Genomic DNA, 17,300 nt, shown 5'->3' on the forward strand with positions numbered 1-17,300 from the left:
GGGCGGGACGACAGGTTTCGTCCGAGGCGAACCGTCAACTTAGGCAAGATGACCGGGGCGTGCAAATGCCAAGGTTGGGCCTCTCCTTCTCCCCTTGCGGGTATTGAGGAACTGAGGAATTGAACAAGCGACGTCACGTCGGACGCAGAGCTTTTTAAATTCCCCAGTTCTTCAGTTCTTCAATTCCTCAGTTCCCACGAGGGGAGAGGGGAAAGCTGCGCTCACCGCTTCAGCACATCCGCCCATTCCGGATGGCGGCGGAACTGGGCGTTGGCGAAGGGGCAGAGCGGGATGATCTTCTTGCCGGCGGCACGCGCATCCTCGACGGCGCGGGTGACGAGCCGAAGCCCGGCGCCCTGGCCGCGAAAGACGTCCGGCACCTCGGTATGATCGATGATGAGCTGATGCTCGCCGATCTTGGTGAAGGTCATCTCGGCCTCGGCGCCGCCGGGGCCGCGCAGCACGTAGCGCCCCTTTGAGCCGCGGTCTTCCAGTTCGATCTCGGGCAGTTGGTCAGCCATTTTTACTTGCCTCCTTCGGCAACCGGCGCCAGCGCGAAAAACCGCCGCGCCGCCTCGATTTCATTCGGCCGAACCTCATGCCCGCCGTCGTGCCATTCCACTGTGACATCGGCGCCATCGGCGCGCAAATAGGCCTCGAGCCGCGAGCTCAAATTGGGCGGGCAGATCGGATCGCGTTTGCCGGCTGTGATCAGGATGCGGCGGCCGGCAAGGCTGCCCTGCACTTGCGGTTCGAACGGGATCAGCGGATGCATCAGCGCCGTGGCGTCGAACAGGCCGGGCTCGGCGAACACCACCGAAGCCAGGATGTTGGCGCCGTTGGAATAGCCGAGGCCGAACACGGCCGAAGGCTTTGCCGCCTCGACATGCGCCTTGACGAAGCCTGCCATCTTCGATCTCGCGCGCCCCAGGTCGTCCATGTCGTAGACGCCCTCGCCGGTGCGGCGGAAGAAACGGGCAGAACCATACTCCGACACATCGCCGCGCGGGGAGATAATCGTCGCGCCGGGCAACAACTCGCGGCCGAAGCCGAGAAGCTGGTTCTCATCCGCGCCGGTGCCGTGCAAGACGAAGAGCAGCGGGCTGCCTGGCGAACCGGGCAGCACCTTGTGGATGTAAGCGTCCTTGCTCATGGCTTAGTCTTCCAGCTTCTGCAGGTGTTCTTCGAGGTAAGGCCTCAGATGCTGATGCTGTGTCGGCAGCTTCAGCGCCTCGCCAAGATGCGCGGTGTCCTCGTCGCGGTCGAAGCCCGGCTCGTTGGTCGCCACCTCGAACAGCACGCCGCCCGGCGTGCGGAAGTAGATCGCCCAGAAGTAGTCGCGATCGATGACCGGCGTCACGCCATAGCCCGTGTCGACCAGCGCCTTGCGCACTTCGAGCTGCTTGGCGCGGTCCTCGACCGCGAAGGCGACGTGATGCACCGAGCCGGCGCCGAGATTGGCAAAGCCCGCGCCCGGCAGCGATTCGATGTCGACCACGTCGGCGCCATTGCCGTTCTTGACCGCCAGCCGGCGGATATTGCCGGACTTGTCGACCTCCTCATAGCCCATGAACTTCAACAGCTCCTCGGTGGCGCCGCCATCCTTCAGCCGGAGCGAGACCGAGTGAAAGCCGCGGATCGCCTCGTCGCCGGGAACGCCGCCCTTGACCCATGGCGCTCTGCTGTCGGCCTTGTCCTCGACAAGCGCGAAGCTGTCGCCGTCGGGACCGGTGAAGGTCAGCCGCTTCTCGCCAAAACTTTCGGTGCGGGCGACGTTGCCCACGCCCTCGTCGGCGAAGCGCTTTTCCCAATAGGCGAGCGTGCCTTCCGGCACCGAGAACACCGTTGTGCCGACCTCGCCGACGCCATGCCAGCCCCTACCGATATCGGGGAACGGGAAATAGGTCATCACCGAACCCGGCGTGCCGACCTCGTCGGCATAGTAGAGATGGTAGACGTCCGGCGCATCGAAGTTGACGGTCTTCTTCACCCGGCGCAGGCCGAGCTTCTTCGTGAAGAACTCATTGTTGCGGCGTGCGTCGCTCGCCATTGAGGTGACGTGATGCAGGCCCTGGATCTGATTGAGCATGATCGTGCTCCTTCCGTTGTTCTTGTGCGGCCTCGCCGCTGTCCACGCCAATATGAGGACGGGCGGACCGGCGGCAAAGCGGCCAAACACAGAATGGACTGTATTATAAAAGTGAACGACTGGTCGAAACATGTTCACCAGTCTATCACCGACATTGGCTTGCAACGCCGAAGATTCCGTTCCATCTGAGCGCTTCCACAAGGAGACGATCTTGGACAATCCGACCAGCCGCCCGAACGTCCTCCTCATCACCTGCGACCAATGGCGTGGCGATTGCCTGTCGGCGGCCGGCCATCCGGTGGTGAAGACGCCGAATGTGGATGCGCTCGCCGCGGAAGGCGTGCTTTTCCGCCGCCACTATGGCGGCGCAGCACCCTGTTCTCCCGCCCGCGCCTGCCTCTATACCGGGCTCTATCAGATGAACAATCGCGTCTGCCGCAACGGCACGCCGCTCGATGCGCGCCATGGCAACATCGCGCTTTCGGCGCGCGCGGCAGGCTACGATCCCACTTTGTTCGGCTACACCGATGTCTCGCTCGACCCTCGGCAACTCTCGCCCGAGGATCCGCGGCTGCGCAGCTATGAAGGCGTGCTGCCGGGCTTCACCGTGCGCCAGGCCCTGCCCGAGCATCAGAAGCAGTGGCTGTCATGGCTGCGGGCGCAAGGCATAGACACAAGCGCCGGGAGTCCCGGCATCCACCGTCCCGCCAGCGGCCAGGCGGAAAGCGACGTGACCAATGCGCCGCCGGTCTACTCCAAGGACCAGACCCCGACCGCTTTCCTGGCCGGCGAATTCATCCGCTGGCTCGGCGAGCAGGAGGAGCGCGCGCCGTGGTTCGCACATATCTCCTTCATCAGCCCGCACCCGCCCTTCATCGTGCCGGAGCCCTACAACACCATGTACGATCCGGCTGAAGGCCCCGCTTTCAAGCGCGCGGCTACCCCGAAAGCTGAAGCCGGCAGCCACCCTTGTATCGCTTACGATCTCGACCGGCAGAAGCGGACAAAATTCATTCCCGGCATCGAAGGCAACGTGCCGGACTGGAGCGAGGAGAACTTCCGCCGCATCCGCGCCATCTATTACGGCATGATCTCCGAGGTCGACGCGCAGCTCGGTCGCATCTGGCAGGCGATCAAATCGGCGGGCGCCTGGGACGACACCGTCATCGTGCTGACCTCCGACCACGCCGAGATGATGGGCGATCACTTCATGCTCGGCAAAGGCGGCTTCTTCGACGCCAGCTACCACATTCCGCTTGTCATCCGCGATCCACGGCGCAGGACAACAGCCGGCCTATCCGTCGATCGTTTTACCGAGGCCGTCGATATCTTCCCGACCTTGCTCGACCTGATCGGCGCCGCGCCGCAGCGCCATCTCGACGGCCGCTCGCTTGCGCCCTGGATCGATAGAAAGGAGCCGGAGAGCTGGCGTGACGCTGCACATTGGGAGTTCGATTTCCGCACGGTCGCCAAAGGGGAGGCCGAACGCCATTTTGGTATTGGATCCAGCGCCTGCAACCTCGCCGTCATCCGCACCATGGACTTCAAATATGTCCATTTCGGAGGCGGCCTGCCGCCGCTTCTGTTTGACCTGTCGAAAGACCCGGGCGAGCTGAACAACGTGGCGAGCGACCCGGCCTATCTGCCGGTACGGCTGGAATTCGCGGAAAAGATGCTCGCTTGGCGCGCCGTCCACCTCGATCAGTCGCTGGCCTTGGCGGAACTGACTGAGGATGGCGTAGTAGGCGCCTTGGCCGTGGCAGTAGGGCAGTAGAGCAGCAGTAGGACAGTATGGGAATCGCTCCCTACTGCCCTACTGCCCTACTGCCTTATTCCCTTACTTCAGCATCATTCGCTGCTGGTCACGATTAGCGGCGTAACTGCTCTTGTCATAGGCCGTCTGCGCCTGCAGCTGCTCCTTGGTGAAGTTGGTGTAGAGATACTTCTTGCCGTCCTTGTCGGTCATGAATTTGAGCTTGTCCATGCCGATCGCCACTTGCTTGGCGCCGATGCCCAGGAAGCCGCCGACGTCGACGATCACCGCGTCCGGCTTGTTGTCGGGCGTCAGAACGACGTCGCCGATCGAACCGATCTTGGCGTCGTTGGCGCCATAGACCGTCGTGCCCTTGAGGTCGTCGACACGCATGTTGCCCATCGGCATCTCGGTCAATGTCGACTTGTCGATGGAAGCGGTCTTGGTCTGGTCGGTTGCGGCGGCGCCGTTATCGGCGGGCTTGTTCTCGGCCGTGCTCTGAGCCGGCGGCGTCGCAGGTTTGTTCTCGGCCGTCGACTTGGCGGGCTGTGCCGGCTTAGCCCCCTTATCGGAGGTCGTGTCCGAAGACACCACTGCGGGCGTGGTCGCCGCAGGGGCGTTGTTCGCGGCCGTCGTCGATCCTGGCGCCGGATCATAGGCCTTGCGGTTGAAGTCGGGCTGGGCCTGCAGCTCCTCCTTCGTCGTCTCGGCCACCAGCCAGCGGTCGCCGTTCTTCTCCGCCCACTTGGCCTTGGCGAAGTCATAGGTGACATTCTTCGTGCCGATGCCGAGGAAGCCGCCGACGCCGATCACCAGCGACTCGGCCTTGCCGTCCTTGGCAAGCACGATGTCCTTCACGTCGCCGATCTTCTGGGCGTCGTCCGCGGTGCCGTTATAGACGGACTCGCCCATAATATTGGTGGCGAGATTGCCCTCCGCCTTCTTCACCGGCTCGGCCGGTGCGGCCGCGGGAGCCTGGGTCGTCGTCGTGTTGTTGGCAGGCTGCGTAGCATCGGCAGACTGCGCCGGCGCCGGATCATAAGGCTTGCGGTCGAATGCCGGCAGAGCGTTCAGCTCATCCTTCGTCGACTTGGCCACCAGCCAGCGATCGCCGTTCTTCTCGGCCCATTCCAGCTTGCCATAGTCGAAAGCGACGTCCTTCTTGCCGACGCCAAGGAACCCGCCGACCCCGATAATGGCAGATTTGGCCTTGCCGCTCGAATCGAACACCACATCATCGACCTTGCCGATGTTCTGGGCGTCATTGCCGGTCCCGTTATAGACGGACTCGCCGATGATATTGGACATCAGCGCGCCGTCGGCACGCGGTACCGGAGCCGTGTTTTCAGCTGCCGGGGCTTGTGGAGCCGGGGCGGGTGTCGTCTGTGCAAAAGCGCCGGTCGCGAGCAGCGTCGCGATCGCGGTCGTTGCAAAAAGAGTGCGGATCATCTTGGTCTCTCCTCGTGCCTGATCTGTGCATTGCGCTCCCTTGGCCAGCCCTGAATGGCGGGTCGGGAGCCGCAGTGTCGACAGGTTCACAACGTTGTGACAGGGGTGTTGTTCCAACCACAGCGCGCTCCTCCAGTGGCCGGACTCCTGGGACCTCCGGCGGAACCTTTGCGGCCGCATCGCCGTTCAGCCTGCGGCCGAGGGTCTGCCGGCTCAACCGGCCTGAACGCAACACGGAGAGGTGCATGCGGTTTGCTGCGGTGCTGAACCAGGACGGCGGCACGCTTCGCGCCATCGACATTGAGGCATTTTCTGAACAGCTTCGTCACACACTCGAGGCGGCGGGGCATTCTGTCGAGATCGACATCGTGGCCGGCCGCGACGTCACTGCGGCGCTGCAAAAGGCAATTGCCAAGCGCAATATCGATGTCGTTCTCGCCGGAGGCGGCGACGGCACGATTTCCACCGCGGCGTCCCTGCTCATGAACAAGAAGAAGGCCCTGGCCATCTTGCCCGCCGGCACGATGAACCTCTTCGCGCGCGGGCTCGGCATTCCGCAGACATTGGGAGCGGCGCTGCAATCCTTTGCCGATGGCGAGGTGATCGCCGTCGATATGGCCAGCGCCAACGGCCAGCCTTTCGTGCACCAGTTCTCGGTCGGCATGCATGCCAGGATGGTTCAGCTGCGCGAAAAAATGGATTTCGGCTCGCGTCTTGGAAAGATGCAGGCATCCGTGCGCGCCGCATGGGAGGCGATCAAGAACCCGCCGGCGCTTAAGGTGAGCCTGAGCGTCGGCAAGGCGGAGATCGTCACCCGCACCACAGGCATCGGCATTTCTAACAACCTGTTCGGCGAGGGCCACCTGCCCTATGCCGACAATCCGGCCGGCGGCGTGCTCGGCATCTATGTCAGCGTCGCGCGCCGTCGTCATCATCTGGCAAAGCTTTTGCTGGACATGCTGCGCGGCAGATGGCGCCAAAGCGCGCATGTCGAGGTGCATCAGGCTGATAGGGCAGTGCTGAAGATCCACTCCTCCACCAGGAAGGTTCGTGCAGTGCTGGATGGCGAACTGATCCAGCTTGCCCGTGAGACGACGGTTGAAATCCATCCGGGCGCTCTGAACGTCCTGGTTCCGTCGCGCGGCGTCAGCGCAAAGGCAGCTTGAACGGAAAGCGCTTCTTCAGGGTTGCGAGGTCGGTTGGGCGGGAGCGGGGCCCTGCTCGGTGCCGGGCGGCTGTGGTACATGTTGCGCGCCGGAATTCGGCGACTTGATCAGTTCGCCGTATATCTCCACCGCACCCCACGCAATAAATACGAGCAACAGGCCGGCGATGAGTATCCTCAGAGCATGCCAGCCCCAGTGTCCCTGACGGGCTTTGTTTTCAGGAACGATCTTCGTCATGATTGGCCTCCATGTTGGGCGGCGGCGTTTCAGGCAGGGCACCGTCGGGTAACGGGTCCTTTACGTGAAGGTTCCCGGCGGTGGCATTGCTTTCCGATCATTGGAATGAGGCCGGAGCACGTCTTTGAGGCTGGCGAGCAAATCAGCCGTCGAGGCAATTGCTTGAAGCGGCCACCAGCTTGAGAGGTGTCGAACAGCCTAATAGATGTCGCCCAGAAGTGTGCAGCCGTCTGAGCCGACGACATGCATCAAACAACGACTTAAAGTGCGTCGCCTGAGTGCGGTCAGCGCGGCGCTTCAATGCATGTCTTCCGGAACGGGCTCGCGCGGCTTTGGCTTGGCGTTCTCGCGATAGATGGCGTAGGCGACGACCGCCAGGGCAGGTGCGATGACGGCTCCCAACCCGCCTTTGCTCTTGGCGAGGGCCGGAAGCAGGGCAAGCGCCGCGGTGATGCCCAACGCGGTCATGTCGGCCTGCCGCCGCCGCGCGCGCCGCCTGCTGCGCAGGCTCGCCGTCAGCTTGTGGACGACAAGAATGAGCCCGGCAACCACCAGGAACCCTATGCCGAAGCCGAGGGTGGTCGCCAGCGATCCATAGCGCGCCGCCAACCAGATATAGGCTGCACCGATGAGGAAGCCGACACCGCACAGGGCAAAGACGGCGGCAAGTCCGTAAAGGATTGCCGTCGTCCGCGCCCTTTGCAAAGCAGCCATTGCCTCGCCCGAGGCAAGGGCCGAGATCAGCGAGGCAAGCGTCCCCATCTGAGGTTAGCGGCGGGAAAGCAGGGCAAAGAGGAAGCCAACACCTGCCGCGATCGCCAGCGACGTCACGGGCTTCTCGCGTACTTTGGCGATCAGTTGCGCTTCGATGTCCTCGGCGCTGCCACGCATGCTCTCGAAAGCGGCTTCGCCTTGCGCGCGCAATTGCTCCACGCTATCCGCGGCAGCACGACGAGCCGCCCCATAACCGTGTTGACCGGTCCTGGCGAGCTGCTCCGTGAGTTTCTGGATATCCGCTTTCAATTGCTCGATATCGGCTTCCAGGTCTGCGGTCGTTGCTTGATCAGTTGCGGGTCTGCCTGCGGCGGTTGCCATCTCTAACTCCTTGCGTTTGCGTTGGTTTCAACGCCCGTTCAGCACCATGGTTCCGGGTCTGACCGCTCAAAGCCCCCGGAGCGAAGCGTACCTAAAGTACGTGAGAACCGGAAGCGCAGGAAGCCGGCTGACCTCGCCTGAAAATCGACACCCTAGATCAGCGGCCGGCGTTCCTCGCCCAGCCCCTCCCACCGGGCAAGCTTCTTCAGCCCGTCATAGTCGACCACCTCGCAGCCGCCATCCCGCCACAGGACGAGCTTGCGGTCCATCAGCTTGCGGATCGTTTTGTTGGTATGGACCAGCGAAAGGCCGAGCGTGTCGGCGATGTGCTGTTGCGTGATCGGGATTCGCACCGGCGTCTGGCCGTTCAGCCCGGCGCTGCGCGCCCGGCTGGCGATAAAAGCGATGAGGTAGGCCGCTCGTTCGAGCGCGGTGCGGCGGCCGATGCTGAGCAGGTTCTCATCCAGCATGCGTTCCTCGCGCGATGCGATCCAGGTGATGTCATAGGCAAGGCCGGGATGGTTGCGATAGAGCTCCTGCAATTGGTCGCGCTCGAAGACGCATAACAGCATCGGCGACAAGGCCTCGACGGAATGCTGCATCTCGCCCATCAGGCTTCCCTGCAAGCCGATTAGGTCGCCAGGCATGGAATAGTTGAGGATCTGGCGGCGCCCGTCGGGCAGGAGCTTGTAGCGGAACGCCCAGCCCGACAGTACGGTATAGAGATGCGCGCTATGGCTGCCTTCGACCAGCACTGTCGCCCCCTTGTCGACGGCGAGCTCGCCGCGCTTGAAAGTGCTTACGAACGACAGCTCCTCCTTCCCGAGCGCGCGAAAGGCCGGCAATGGCCGCAACGGGCACTCTTCACAGGGATGTTGACGACTGGCAGCCGGACGTGCGCTTTGGCTGGACATTTCGACCCCTCTTCGAAATCCCTGCCCTGATGGGCGCAAGGAAACGCTTGAGATTGTCAGGGGTTCCGTGAGGCTGGGGATCCGTCTATTTTTAGCCATGTCTTTTTTAAATGACATGGCAACAAATTCCGCGCAATCAGTGCGGCCCTGCCCAGGAGACACCGATAAGTGCCAGCACTGCTTGACGGACTGCGTATTCTCGTTCTGGAGGACGAGTTCCTGATTGCGATGGATGTCGAGCAGCTTTGCCGTGATCACGGCGCCGCGGAGGTCACGATCGCCCGGGAGGTGGCTGAGTTAGAGGGGCAAGCGCTGCCCGCGCGCTTCGATGCGGCGGTTGTCGACCTAATGCTCGGCGGTGACTCCACCCTGGATTTCGCCGCCCGGCTGCGCCGCGAGGGCATACCGTTCGTATTTGCCTCTGGCTATTCGGATTCGGACGAGGTCAAGGAGGCGTTTCCGGACATCCGGCTGGTCACCAAGCCCTTTGCGGGCGACGATCTGATCGAAGCCGTGGCCGTGGCTTGCGGGCGCGCCTGACGCGAGTTTCGCTGCTTCCCGGCCGCGCTCCGCATCACAGCTTGCGCGAACCAGAACCCCTCCAGAAAATGCCGGAAGCGCCAAGCGCCCCGATGACGATCAGCACGGCGCCGGCGGCCAGCCCATAGGAAACATTGCCAATGCCGGACAACGCGAGCAGGGACAGCGCGGCCAACGGCGTCGCGTAGGCGACTGCCGAGATCAGGGCGGCATGGCCTGTCCTGGTCGCCCGGTCCCAAAGCGCGTTGGAAAGCGTCAACGGAACGATCCCTATCGCCAAGATCGCCAGCAACTGGGATGATGAAAGGCTGACCGGCGCCTCGGACCCGAAATGCAATGCCAACGCAAGCACCGCCAGAAACCCCATGGACGGCCCGATGACGTCCTCCGCCTCCCGACCGTCCGAGCGGATCGCGGCATAGAGGGCAAAGGTAAGGCCGCTCAAAAATGCCAGGAGCACGCCAAAAAGGTCGAAACCGAGCGCGAAGCTGGGACCGATCGCGACCACCGCGCCGACGAAACCGAGGGCAATGCTCCCCAGGCGCAACGGGCCAAGCCGTTCACGCCGCTTCCGGGCCATGATGAGCACCAGCATCACCGGCCACAGATAAGCGACGACATTCGCCTCCGCCGGGCCGATTCTGGGCATGGCGAAGAGATAGAGGACATTGTTGACGAGCAGGCCGACGCTGACAAGAAGGACCGTGCGGAGCGGCGTGGCGAAGAAGGAAGCGGTGCGCCCACGCAAGACCGCCATGAAAAGCGCGGCGGCAAAGCCTACTGCCGCAGCCAGCCCAAAGACGAGGAACGGAGGCGCGGGGCTCGCCAGCGTGGCCAGCGTCGGCCACGTCGCCCAGAAAAGCACGGCCCCTACGGCAAGCGCGGCGGCCCTGGCGCGCGGGCCAAGTGGCCGCAACCCGTCCAAGGGCAGTCGGAGGCGGAAGACCGGTGCCGTGAAGATGGTTTCCATAGCGCCGAGTAGACTGCGGGCTGGCCCGGCAAGCAAGTCCTCAGGAAACAACAAAAGCTCCGCGAGCGGCTGACGCCGCCGCATTGGCCGATCCCGCGCGTCGAGGAACCAGACGGCACTCCGTATCCCGAAAATTACGCCGCGTTCGAACCCGTGACCTGCGCCGAGATCGCGTCGGGCCCGAACTCGTCCTCTCCGGAAATCTTGAGGATCTCCTGCAGCCTGGAGCGCGCTCGGCTGACGCGGCTCTTGATCGTGCCGACCGCGCAGCCACAAATCTCGGCGGCCTCTTCATAGGAGAAGCCTGAAGCGCCGATCAGAATGATGGCTTCGCGCTGATCCTCGGGCAGTTGCTCGAGCGCGCCGCGGAAATCCTTGAGGTCGAGTTGGCCGTGCTGGGCCGGGTGGACGGCGAGCCTGGCGGTCATGATGCCGTCGCTGTCTTGCACTTCACGCCCGCGCTTGCGCATCTGCGAATAGAATTCGTTGCGCAGGATGGTGAAAAGCCATGCCTTGAGATTGGTGCCCGGCTGGAAGCTTTCGTGCTTGTCCCAGGCCTTTACAAGCGTTTCCTGGACGAGGTCGTCGGCCCGGTCGGCATTCTGCGTCAGCGACACGGCGAAAGCGCGCAGGCTCGGGATCGCGCCGAGCAGCTCGGTCTTGAAGTTCTGGGATACCGCCGCCATGCCTCAGTCCTTTTTCTGGGCTGGTTCGGCCTGTTCCAACTGGCTGAGCAGCTGAGCGAAGCGGTCCGGCACATGGTCTGAGACCAACTCGTCATAATACTGCTTGAGCTTGCGCGCGATTTCGGAGTTCGCCCCCAGCGGGTTGCCATCCCCGTTCCGATGCCTGCTTGCGGCATCAGCCATCTGCTTTTTTGACATTTCTTTCATAGCAGCCCTAATTTCCAGCACCCGAACCGCTCTTCGACTAAAAACCACAACGCAAGCGGAACCCTCGTCTGGTTGCCCATCCCGAAACCCCGAAACGCCCGCTTCCTAATTTAGTTCCACTGCCGTCGGAACTTTTTCCGGAAGCCGGCGTTTAATTTTTCGGGGCTTGCAACCGCGTGGCCTTCAACATGCAACGTCATCTGAGGGAGACGTCAATAATGAGTTTATCAGCTACCATCGCCCCGCATCTTCCGTTCCTGCGCCGCTTCTCGCGGGCGGTATCGGGATCGCAGGAGAGCGGTGACGCGCTGGTCGCCGCGATGCTGGAAGCCATCATCGCCGACACCAACATCTTCCCCGAAGCCTCAAGCGACCGGATCGCGCTCTATAAGGTTTTCGCCAGGCTGTTCACCTCCGTGGCCATCCGCGTGCCGCAGGAACAGGCTCAGACCGCTTGGGAGCAGCGGGCCGCGGCCAATCTGAATGCGCTCGCGCCCCGTCCGCGGCAGGCTTTCCTTCTGGTTGCCGTCGAGGGCTTCAGCGAGGACGAGGCGGCGGAAATCCTCGACGTCGAGGAGGACGAGTTCTCGGAGTTGCTGGCTCAGGCGAGCAACGAGATTTCCCGCCAGGTGGCGACCGACGTGCTGATCATTGAGGACGAGCCTCTGATCGCCATGGATATCGAGGAGATGGTCGAAAGTCTCGGCCACCGCGTGGTGGGCACGGCGCGCACTCATGCCGAGGCGGTGGCCCTGTTCGGCAAGACGCGGCCAAAAATGGTCCTGGCCGATATCCAGCTCGCCGACGGCAGCTCGGGCATCGAAGCCGTCAACGAGATTTTGTCCTCGACGCCGGTGCCGGTCATCTTCATCACCGCCTTTCCGGAGCGCCTGCTAACCGGCGAGCGTCCGGAGCCGGCCTTTCTGGTCACCAAGCCTTTCAATCCCGACATGGTCAAGGCTTTGATCAGCCAGGCCCTGTTCTTCGATCGTCAGGCCAAAGCCGCCGCCTGAGCCTGCCGAAGCCAAGCTGTTTGGAATGTCATGCGAGGCTTTTCGGCGCGCATGAGCCTTGCTTGTTGCGATTTGAAAAGCCCTTCAAGGGATCGTCTTTTTCGGCAAATGGTGGAACAAACGACATCGAGCCACGTTCTTTTCCCGACAGAAGGAGACGCATCATGCTGTACTGGGCGCTCGTATTTCTCGTAGTTGCAATCATCGCCGGCGCGCTTGGGTTCGGCGGCATCGCCGGCACATCGGCGGGTATTGCGCAGATTTTGTTCTTCATCTTCCTCGCCTTCCTGGTGATTTCGCTCATCGCTGGCCTCTTCAGGAGAGCCTGACCGCAACACTGGAAGCCGCACCCCTCAAACGGTTTCCAGCCACCGCCGGACGGCGCCTCGAAAGAGCACCGTCCGGCGGACCGCTTTTGGAGAGCCTCGCGATCGCGGGGCAGTGACTCGCGGGAACCAGTTTGCGGATTGAGCCGTTCAAGGACCGAGCGCGGGAAAATTTCCAATGCCTTCCGAGGGTCCCACGAAAGACAGGGGTCAAAACCAGAACGGCGAAGTGATCGCGATGCATCCCTCGGAGAGCGGGATGCAGTTGGGGCGAGCCCTGCTTCATGCCCTGCACAATGCCGGGATCTCGGTTCTCTACCAGGACCGGCAGATGAAGACGGTCTGGGCACGCAACATGAGCGCGCCCTGGGCGGCCGAAACGGCCGATGGCAAGGATTTGCTTTCGCCGGCCCAGGCCGAGCGCATACAAGCCGCCAAACTCGGGGTGATCCAATCCGGCAACGCGGACCAGCTCGAGCTCAGCATTCCGGGAAGCCAGGGCGTCCGCTGGTTCCACCTTTGGATCGATGCCGACCGCGGGGAAGCCGGCGACGTGCTTGGCGTTGTCACGACGATGGTGGAAACGACGGAGCAGAAACGCCGCGAGCAGACGCTGAAAGCATTGCTGCGCGAAGTCAGTCATCGGTCGAAGAATCTCCTGGCCATTATCCAGAGCATCGCCACGCAGACGGGGCGCTATACGGAGACGCTTGGCGACTTCCTGGCGCGGTTCCGCGGTAGGCTGCAATCGCTCGCTTCCTCGCAGGATCTGGTCACATCCTCCAACTGGCGGGGAGCCGCGCTGCAGGAGCTCGTATCGGGCCAGGTCGGCCGCTATAGCAGCGATCTGGCCAAAGCCCTGCGGTTCACGGGCGAAAATCCTTATCTCAATCCCAACGCCGCCCTGCATATCGGCCTGGCGATGCATGAGTTGGCTGTGAACTCGGTGAGTTATGGCGCCTTGTCCCAGCCGGACGGTCATGTCGAGGTGCGCGCTAGGCTCGATCCCGAGAACGGAACCCCGCCCAACCTTTTGCTGACCTGGACCGAGGCGGTCGGCGACGCAGCGCGCAACGAGAAGCGCTTCGGTAGCGTCGCGCTGGAACGCGTCGTGCCGATGTCGCTGAATGGCTCCGCGACGCTGGAAATCGGCAAAGACCGCATGGAATACCGCCTCACCGTCCCGCACGGGAATTTCGAGACGGACTGATGGCGCAGCCGGCGCGAAGCTTGCCGGCGACGCCCTTAACCGGCTGTTCACCATAAAGTCCGATTCTGTGCTCCCGGCTAACGATGCGCGGAAACCCACCCGTGCGCCGGCACGACCTTGGAGACTGAGATGATTGCGGGCATGAACAGGTTGGAGCAGACCGCCCGCGTCTCGATGAGCGGCTTCCAGGATGCCGAGCCGCCGCTGGCCCCACGATCGTCGCATCTTCCGCTCCGCCTCGGCGCGATCGCGCTTCTGGCCCCCATGGCCTTGACCGCAGCCTGGCAATTGTTCTGACCCACTCGGGATCGAGACAGGACTTTGCAGCGTCGTCTCATCCGCTCAGCGCGACGTCTTGAAACCCAGGCCCGGAACTTTCGTTCGCCGAGAATCGTTGTTTGCGGCGAGAGAGCCATGGAACACATCGCTGCGTTGCTTTTCGTCGTCGGCTGTTCGAGCACAATGACCGATTGCCGCGAACTCGAAGTGCCCGTCATGCCTCGCCGTCGATCCGGCGCTGGAGGACGATTGCGACCGGATCGCCTGAAATGTGCGGCCCGACGGCACGCTGGTCGCATCCCTGGAGGTTTCCGGCACGCTTGTCGCGTCGAACGGCGAGCGCCCCGAAAAGACTATGTTAGGCAACAGCAAAAACGGGAGGGCAAAGCAGGTTTTTTCATGCTAAATGATTGTTGGCACTGCCAAAAGTGAGGACAAAACTGAGGAGCAATTCTATGCGGAAGATGATCATTGCCATGGTTGCCGTGGTCGCCGTCAGCGGCTGCACCACGACCGAGCAGGACGTCGTCGGCGGCGGCCTGATCGGCGCCGGTGTGGGGGGCTTGGTCGGCGGCGGCAAGGGCGCGCTGATCGGCGCGGCCGTCGGCGCCGGGTCGGGCCTTCTGGTTCGCAACCTGCGCAACGGCTATTGCCAGTATCGCGATCATCGCGGCCGGATCTACACGGCTCGCTGCAACTAGTTCGGTACCTGAGAGAGACCGGAGGCCGGCAGCCGGCCTCCGGTTCTCCTCGGGTTAAAATGCTGATTCGCCAGCCAAGAACTTTTGACCCGCTCACGCGGCAAGCGGGATCCTGATTTCCACCTTCAGCCCATCGTCACGGTAATCGCGCGCGATCGTGCCGCGCAATTCGCGCGTGACATTGAGGTCTATCAGCTTGGTGCCGAAGCCGGTCTTGGCCGGAGCTTCCAGGTTCTTCTGACCCGTTTCGCGCCAGTTCAAGAGCAGCGTCCGCCCGCGGCCACGCCCTTCGATGCTCCAGTCGACCTTGAGGGCGCCCACCGAATTGCCGGCTTCGCCATATTTCAGCGCGTTGGTGGCGAGTTCGTGGAAGGTCAACCCGAGCGCTTGCGTCGTCGTCTCGTCGAGCAGCACCTGCGGCCCCGACAACACCCCATCGGGAAGATCCTTGCCGAACACCTGCCCGAGTTCGGTGCGCAGCAGGTCGCCAAGATCGGCCTTCTGCCAGCGCGAGCGCGTCAGCATGTCCTGCGATGCCGCCATGGCCTGGAGGCGCGCCGAGAACGACGCCGAAAACTCCTTGAGGTCGGTGGCTTGCGAGGCCGTCTGCCGCGCGATCGCCAGCACGCGGGTGATCGAATTCTTGATGCGGTGCTTCATCTCCTGCAGGATCAGGTCCTTTTCCAGCAGGCTCTTTTCGGTCGCCTCGTGCAGCGCCGATTTGGCGTCATAGGCGCGTTCCTGGTAACGCGCCACCAAGGCGATGGCGCCGGCGAGCAAAAGGCCGAACAGCCCAAGCATCACCGGAATGGCGCGCGAGGACGGCGGTTCGAAGGCGCTTGTCGGCCTGAACAGCACGGTCCAGGGCCGGCCTGCGACAGCGATATCGCGGCGCGCCAAAAGCTTTGCCCCGATGCGTTCCGCCGGCGGCGCTTCCGAACGGAACAAAAGATTGCCGTCCTCGGGCTTGCCGTCATAGACCTCGACGTTGACCGGCAGCAGCGGCGAATGGCTGAGCGCGACCTGAAACAGATCCTGCGCGCGGAACGCGGCATAGAGAAAACCGGCTGTGGAGGAGCGGCTTGCATTGATCACCTCGGGCGCGGTTTCGACGTTCAGCCGCACGAAAACCAGGAATCCGGTGAAGGTCTGCGCCACGCCGGCGCCCTGGCCGAGCTGGACGATGCCGCTCGCATGCTGCTGGTCGTCGGCCATCGCCTTTTCGATCGCCGCGCGCCGTACCGGCTCGCTGAACATGTCGAAGCCGATGATCGACTGGTTGGACGTATCGAGCGGCTCGAACAGAACGATCGGCGCGCGCCATCGCTCGGTCGTCGCGGGATAGATCGAGTGCGCCGACCCAAGGTCGTGCAGGATGTCGCGTTCGACTGCCGCCTCGTCGCCGGCCTTTGCGAGTCTCAGGAAGCCGATGCCGCGAAGCCCCGCGAAATTGTCGTCGATGTCGAGCGCGCTGAAGAAGGCCTTGAATTCGCCGCGCGTGATGTCGCCGTTGCGGGCATCGAACAGCGCCTTTGTCGAGCGGAGCAGCGACAGATGCAGGTCGATGCGGCTTTCGATGCGGCTCAGCGCATCATCGGCCGTCCCCTCGAACTTGATCCGCGCGGCCTCCTGCGTGGCGAAATAGGCGAACCCCGCCATGGTCAGGCTGATCAGCGCGACGGCGACAAAGGCAACGATCGGAAAGAGCTTCTTCAAATCAAGGGTGCGGCCCGTGGACGGTCGACGACCTTTATGGGCAAGTCTCCGCGTCAACACAATGGCGCGGTCAAATCATCGCCGCGGCTGGTATATCACCAGCCGTTATTAGCCGGCTATCCGTTCGACTTCATGCCGCTATCTTCAGCGCGCCCGGGCCCGGAATCGCCCCTGGCGGGCATTTGCCCAGGATGATCATGCCGAGCACCTCGTCCTGGGTGACATCGGTGGTGCGCGCGGTGCCGACCACCTGGCCGTTCTTCATCACGCAGACCCGGTCGGCGAGCTCGAAAACGTCATGGATGTCGTGGCTGATCAGGAAGATGCCGATGCCGTCGGCCTTGAGCTGCTTGACCAGCTCGCCGACCTGCGCCGTCTCCTGCGGGCCGAGCGCCGCGGTCGGCTCGTCCATGATCAGGATACGGGCGTTGAACAGGATCGCTCGCGCGATCGCCACCGACTGCCGCTGTCCGCCCGACAGCTTGATGACCGGCTCCTTGAAGCGCTGGAACCGTGGATTGAGCCGGCCCATGACCTTGCGCGCCTCGGCTTCCATGGCGACGTCGTCGAGCGTGCCCCAGCCGGTCATCAGCTCGCGCCCGAGGAAGAGATTGGCGGCGGCATCGACATTGTCGGCCAGCGCCAGGGTCTGGTAGATCGTCTCGATGCCGTATTTCTTGGCGTCGCGCGGATTGGAGATCGAAGCCTCCTCGCCATTGATGAATATCTGCCCGCTGTCGCGCTTGTAGGCGCCGGACAGGATCTTGATCAGCGTCGACTTGCCGGCGCCGTTGTGGCCGAGCAGCGCCATCACTTCGCCGGGGAAAAGGTCGACCGACGCATCGTCGACGGCGCGGATGCCGCCGAAGGCGATCGAGATGTTGCGCATGTCGACCAGCGGAACGCCGGCGGGAGCGGTCTTGTCGGCCATGATCATCTTCCTCCCTTG

The 17,300-nt window shown here is 63.1% G+C and carries 21 protein-coding genes; 8 read left to right on the forward strand and 13 right to left on the reverse strand.

Annotation, left to right across the window (positions count from 1 at the left end):
- Nucleotides 1–221: 221 nt before the first annotated feature.
- The 3 genes from FJW06_RS24940 to FJW06_RS24950 are packed head-to-tail and all read right to left on the reverse strand — an operon-like array spanning nt 222 to nt 2,089.
- Complete coding sequence (locus FJW06_RS24940) at nt 222–521, reverse strand: GNAT family N-acetyltransferase (RefSeq protein ID WP_095767389.1); 300 nt, start codon at nt 519–521, stop codon at nt 222–224.
- Nucleotides 522–523: 2 nt separating this feature from the next.
- Complete coding sequence (locus FJW06_RS24945; protein WP_140755517.1) at nt 524–1,153, reverse strand: alpha/beta hydrolase; 630 nt, start codon at nt 1,151–1,153, stop codon at nt 524–526.
- Between the two features lie 3 nt (nt 1,154–1,156).
- Complete coding sequence (locus FJW06_RS24950; RefSeq protein WP_140755519.1) at nt 1,157–2,089, reverse strand: VOC family protein; 933 nt, start codon at nt 2,087–2,089, stop codon at nt 1,157–1,159.
- Between the two features lie 211 nt (nt 2,090–2,300).
- Here FJW06_RS24950 and FJW06_RS24955 point away from each other — a divergent pair, with 211 nt between their 5' ends.
- Nucleotides 2,301–3,863 (forward strand): alkaline phosphatase family protein, encoded by a 1,563-nt coding sequence (locus FJW06_RS24955; protein WP_246674826.1) that lies wholly within the window; start codon nt 2,301–2,303, stop codon nt 3,861–3,863.
- A 63-nt stretch (nt 3,864–3,926) separates the two neighbouring features.
- Here the strand turns inward: FJW06_RS24955 and FJW06_RS24960 are convergent, their stop codons facing one another.
- A complete protein-coding gene (locus tag FJW06_RS24960; RefSeq protein ID WP_140755523.1) occupies nt 3,927–5,291 on the reverse strand; it encodes a PRC-barrel domain-containing protein in 1,365 nt (454 codons plus the stop codon).
- A 245-nt stretch (nt 5,292–5,536) separates the two neighbouring features.
- Here FJW06_RS24960 and FJW06_RS24965 point away from each other — a divergent pair, with 245 nt between their 5' ends.
- The gene (locus FJW06_RS24965) at nt 5,537–6,457 is read left to right on the forward strand and encodes a diacylglycerol kinase family protein (RefSeq protein ID WP_140755525.1); all 921 of its coding nucleotides are present in this window, start codon (nt 5,537–5,539) and stop codon (nt 6,455–6,457) included.
- 15 nt (nt 6,458–6,472) lie between these two features.
- Here FJW06_RS24965 and FJW06_RS24970 read toward each other — a convergent pair whose 3' ends face one another.
- The 4 genes from FJW06_RS24970 to FJW06_RS24985 all read right to left on the reverse strand — a co-directional run bounded on the left by FJW06_RS24970 (nt 6,473) and on the right by FJW06_RS24985 (nt 8,703).
- Nucleotides 6,473–6,694: a hypothetical protein gene (locus FJW06_RS24970; protein ID WP_140755527.1), complete on the reverse strand. Its 222-nt coding sequence runs from the start codon at nt 6,692–6,694 to the stop codon at nt 6,473–6,475.
- Nucleotides 6,695–6,991: 297 nt separating this feature from the next.
- Entirely contained in the window at nt 6,992–7,456 is a 465-nt protein-coding gene (locus FJW06_RS24975) for a hypothetical protein (RefSeq protein WP_140755529.1), read from the reverse strand.
- Between the two features lie 6 nt (nt 7,457–7,462).
- Entirely contained in the window at nt 7,463–7,789 is a 327-nt protein-coding gene (locus FJW06_RS24980) for a DUF883 family protein (protein ID WP_140755531.1), read from the reverse strand.
- 152 nt (nt 7,790–7,941) lie between these two features.
- Nucleotides 7,942–8,703: a Crp/Fnr family transcriptional regulator gene (locus tag FJW06_RS24985; protein ID WP_140755533.1), complete on the reverse strand. Its 762-nt coding sequence runs from the start codon at nt 8,701–8,703 to the stop codon at nt 7,942–7,944.
- 168 nt (nt 8,704–8,871) lie between these two features.
- Between FJW06_RS24985 and FJW06_RS24990 the strand changes: the two genes are divergently transcribed.
- Nucleotides 8,872–9,243 (forward strand): response regulator, encoded by a 372-nt coding sequence (locus FJW06_RS24990; protein ID WP_140755535.1) that lies wholly within the window; start codon nt 8,872–8,874, stop codon nt 9,241–9,243.
- A 34-nt stretch (nt 9,244–9,277) separates the two neighbouring features.
- Here FJW06_RS24990 and FJW06_RS24995 read toward each other — a convergent pair whose 3' ends face one another.
- From FJW06_RS24995 to FJW06_RS25005, 3 genes are read right to left on the reverse strand one after another with little or no spacing between them, the layout of a single operon-like run.
- On the reverse strand, nt 9,278–10,297 hold the full coding sequence (locus tag FJW06_RS24995; RefSeq protein WP_140755537.1) for a DMT family transporter: 1,020 nt from the start codon (nt 10,295–10,297) through the stop codon (nt 9,278–9,280).
- A 50-nt stretch (nt 10,298–10,347) separates the two neighbouring features.
- On the reverse strand, nt 10,348–10,899 hold the full coding sequence (locus FJW06_RS25000) for an RNA polymerase sigma factor (protein ID WP_140755539.1): 552 nt from the start codon (nt 10,897–10,899) through the stop codon (nt 10,348–10,350).
- A 3-nt stretch (nt 10,900–10,902) separates the two neighbouring features.
- Complete coding sequence (locus FJW06_RS25005) at nt 10,903–11,106, reverse strand: NepR family anti-sigma factor (protein ID WP_140755541.1); 204 nt, start codon at nt 11,104–11,106, stop codon at nt 10,903–10,905.
- A 218-nt stretch (nt 11,107–11,324) separates the two neighbouring features.
- On the opposite strand from FJW06_RS25005, the gene FJW06_RS25010 reads away from it, so the two are divergent.
- From FJW06_RS25010 to FJW06_RS25030, 5 genes are all read left to right on the forward strand, one after another.
- Nucleotides 11,325–12,119 carry a response regulator gene (locus tag FJW06_RS25010; protein ID WP_140755543.1) on the forward strand — a complete coding sequence of 265 codons (795 nt, stop codon included), beginning with the start codon at nt 11,325–11,327 and terminating at the stop codon, nt 12,117–12,119.
- 164 nt (nt 12,120–12,283) lie between these two features.
- Nucleotides 12,284–12,448 carry a DUF1328 domain-containing protein gene (locus FJW06_RS25015; protein ID WP_018429836.1) on the forward strand — a complete coding sequence of 55 codons (165 nt, stop codon included), beginning with the start codon at nt 12,284–12,286 and terminating at the stop codon, nt 12,446–12,448.
- 256 nt (nt 12,449–12,704) lie between these two features.
- A complete protein-coding gene (locus FJW06_RS25020; protein WP_246674827.1) occupies nt 12,705–13,655 on the forward strand; it encodes a sensor histidine kinase in 951 nt (316 codons plus the stop codon).
- A gap of 129 nt (nt 13,656–13,784) precedes the next feature.
- Nucleotides 13,785–13,952 carry a hypothetical protein gene (locus FJW06_RS30270; RefSeq protein ID WP_181178550.1) on the forward strand — a complete coding sequence of 56 codons (168 nt, stop codon included), beginning with the start codon at nt 13,785–13,787 and terminating at the stop codon, nt 13,950–13,952.
- A 437-nt stretch (nt 13,953–14,389) separates the two neighbouring features.
- Complete coding sequence (locus FJW06_RS25030) at nt 14,390–14,635, forward strand: YMGG-like glycine zipper-containing protein (protein ID WP_027166589.1); 246 nt, start codon at nt 14,390–14,392, stop codon at nt 14,633–14,635.
- A gap of 93 nt (nt 14,636–14,728) precedes the next feature.
- Here the strand turns inward: FJW06_RS25030 and FJW06_RS25035 are convergent, their stop codons facing one another.
- Nucleotides 14,729–16,351, reverse strand: coding sequence for a CHASE domain-containing protein (locus FJW06_RS25035; RefSeq protein ID WP_140755547.1), 1,623 nt, complete (start codon nt 16,349–16,351; stop codon nt 14,729–14,731).
- A gap of 130 nt (nt 16,352–16,481) precedes the next feature.
- Entirely contained in the window at nt 16,482–17,282 is an 801-nt protein-coding gene (locus tag FJW06_RS25040; RefSeq protein WP_140755549.1) for an ATP-binding cassette domain-containing protein, read from the reverse strand.
- Between the last annotated feature and the right edge of the window lie 18 nt (nt 17,283–17,300).

The organism is Mesorhizobium sp. B4-1-3, from assembly GCF_006439355.1.
GTDB lineage: Bacteria > Pseudomonadota > Alphaproteobacteria > Rhizobiales > Rhizobiaceae > Mesorhizobium.

Excerpts from the sequence above, each read along its gene's own strand:
- FJW06_RS24940 (WP_095767389.1), bottom strand. The coding sequence starts at position 521 with ATGGCTGACCAACTGCCCGAGATCGAACTGGAAGACCGCGGCTCAAAG.
- FJW06_RS24945 (WP_140755517.1), bottom strand. The coding sequence starts at position 1,153 with ATGAGCAAGGACGCTTACATCCACAAGGTGCTGCCCGGTTCGCCAGGC.
- FJW06_RS24950 (WP_140755519.1), bottom strand. The coding sequence starts at position 2,089 with ATGCTCAATCAGATCCAGGGCCTGCATCACGTCACCTCAATGGCGAGC.
- FJW06_RS24960 (WP_140755523.1), bottom strand. The coding sequence starts at position 5,291 with ATGATCCGCACTCTTTTTGCAACGACCGCGATCGCGACGCTGCTCGCG.
- FJW06_RS24965 (WP_140755525.1), top strand. The coding sequence starts at position 5,537 with ATGCGGTTTGCTGCGGTGCTGAACCAGGACGGCGGCACGCTTCGCGCC.
- FJW06_RS24970 (WP_140755527.1), bottom strand. The coding sequence starts at position 6,694 with ATGACGAAGATCGTTCCTGAAAACAAAGCCCGTCAGGGACACTGGGGC.
- FJW06_RS24975 (WP_140755529.1), bottom strand. The coding sequence starts at position 7,456 with ATGGGGACGCTTGCCTCGCTGATCTCGGCCCTTGCCTCGGGCGAGGCA.
- FJW06_RS24980 (WP_140755531.1), bottom strand. The coding sequence starts at position 7,789 with ATGGCAACCGCCGCAGGCAGACCCGCAACTGATCAAGCAACGACCGCA.
- FJW06_RS24985 (WP_140755533.1), bottom strand. The coding sequence starts at position 8,703 with ATGTCCAGCCAAAGCGCACGTCCGGCTGCCAGTCGTCAACATCCCTGT.
- FJW06_RS24995 (WP_140755537.1), bottom strand. The coding sequence starts at position 10,297 with ATGCGGCGGCGTCAGCCGCTCGCGGAGCTTTTGTTGTTTCCTGAGGAC.
- FJW06_RS25000 (WP_140755539.1), bottom strand. The coding sequence starts at position 10,899 with ATGGCGGCGGTATCCCAGAACTTCAAGACCGAGCTGCTCGGCGCGATC.
- FJW06_RS25005 (WP_140755541.1), bottom strand. The coding sequence starts at position 11,106 with ATGAAAGAAATGTCAAAAAAGCAGATGGCTGATGCCGCAAGCAGGCAT.
- FJW06_RS25010 (WP_140755543.1), top strand. The coding sequence starts at position 11,325 with ATGAGTTTATCAGCTACCATCGCCCCGCATCTTCCGTTCCTGCGCCGC.
- FJW06_RS25015 (WP_018429836.1), top strand. The coding sequence starts at position 12,284 with ATGCTGTACTGGGCGCTCGTATTTCTCGTAGTTGCAATCATCGCCGGC.
- FJW06_RS25020 (WP_246674827.1), top strand. The coding sequence starts at position 12,705 with ATGCAGTTGGGGCGAGCCCTGCTTCATGCCCTGCACAATGCCGGGATC.
- FJW06_RS30270 (WP_181178550.1), top strand. The coding sequence starts at position 13,785 with ATGATTGCGGGCATGAACAGGTTGGAGCAGACCGCCCGCGTCTCGATG.
- FJW06_RS25030 (WP_027166589.1), top strand. The coding sequence starts at position 14,390 with ATGCGGAAGATGATCATTGCCATGGTTGCCGTGGTCGCCGTCAGCGGC.
- FJW06_RS25040 (WP_140755549.1), bottom strand. The coding sequence starts at position 17,282 with ATGGCCGACAAGACCGCTCCCGCCGGCGTTCCGCTGGTCGACATGCGC.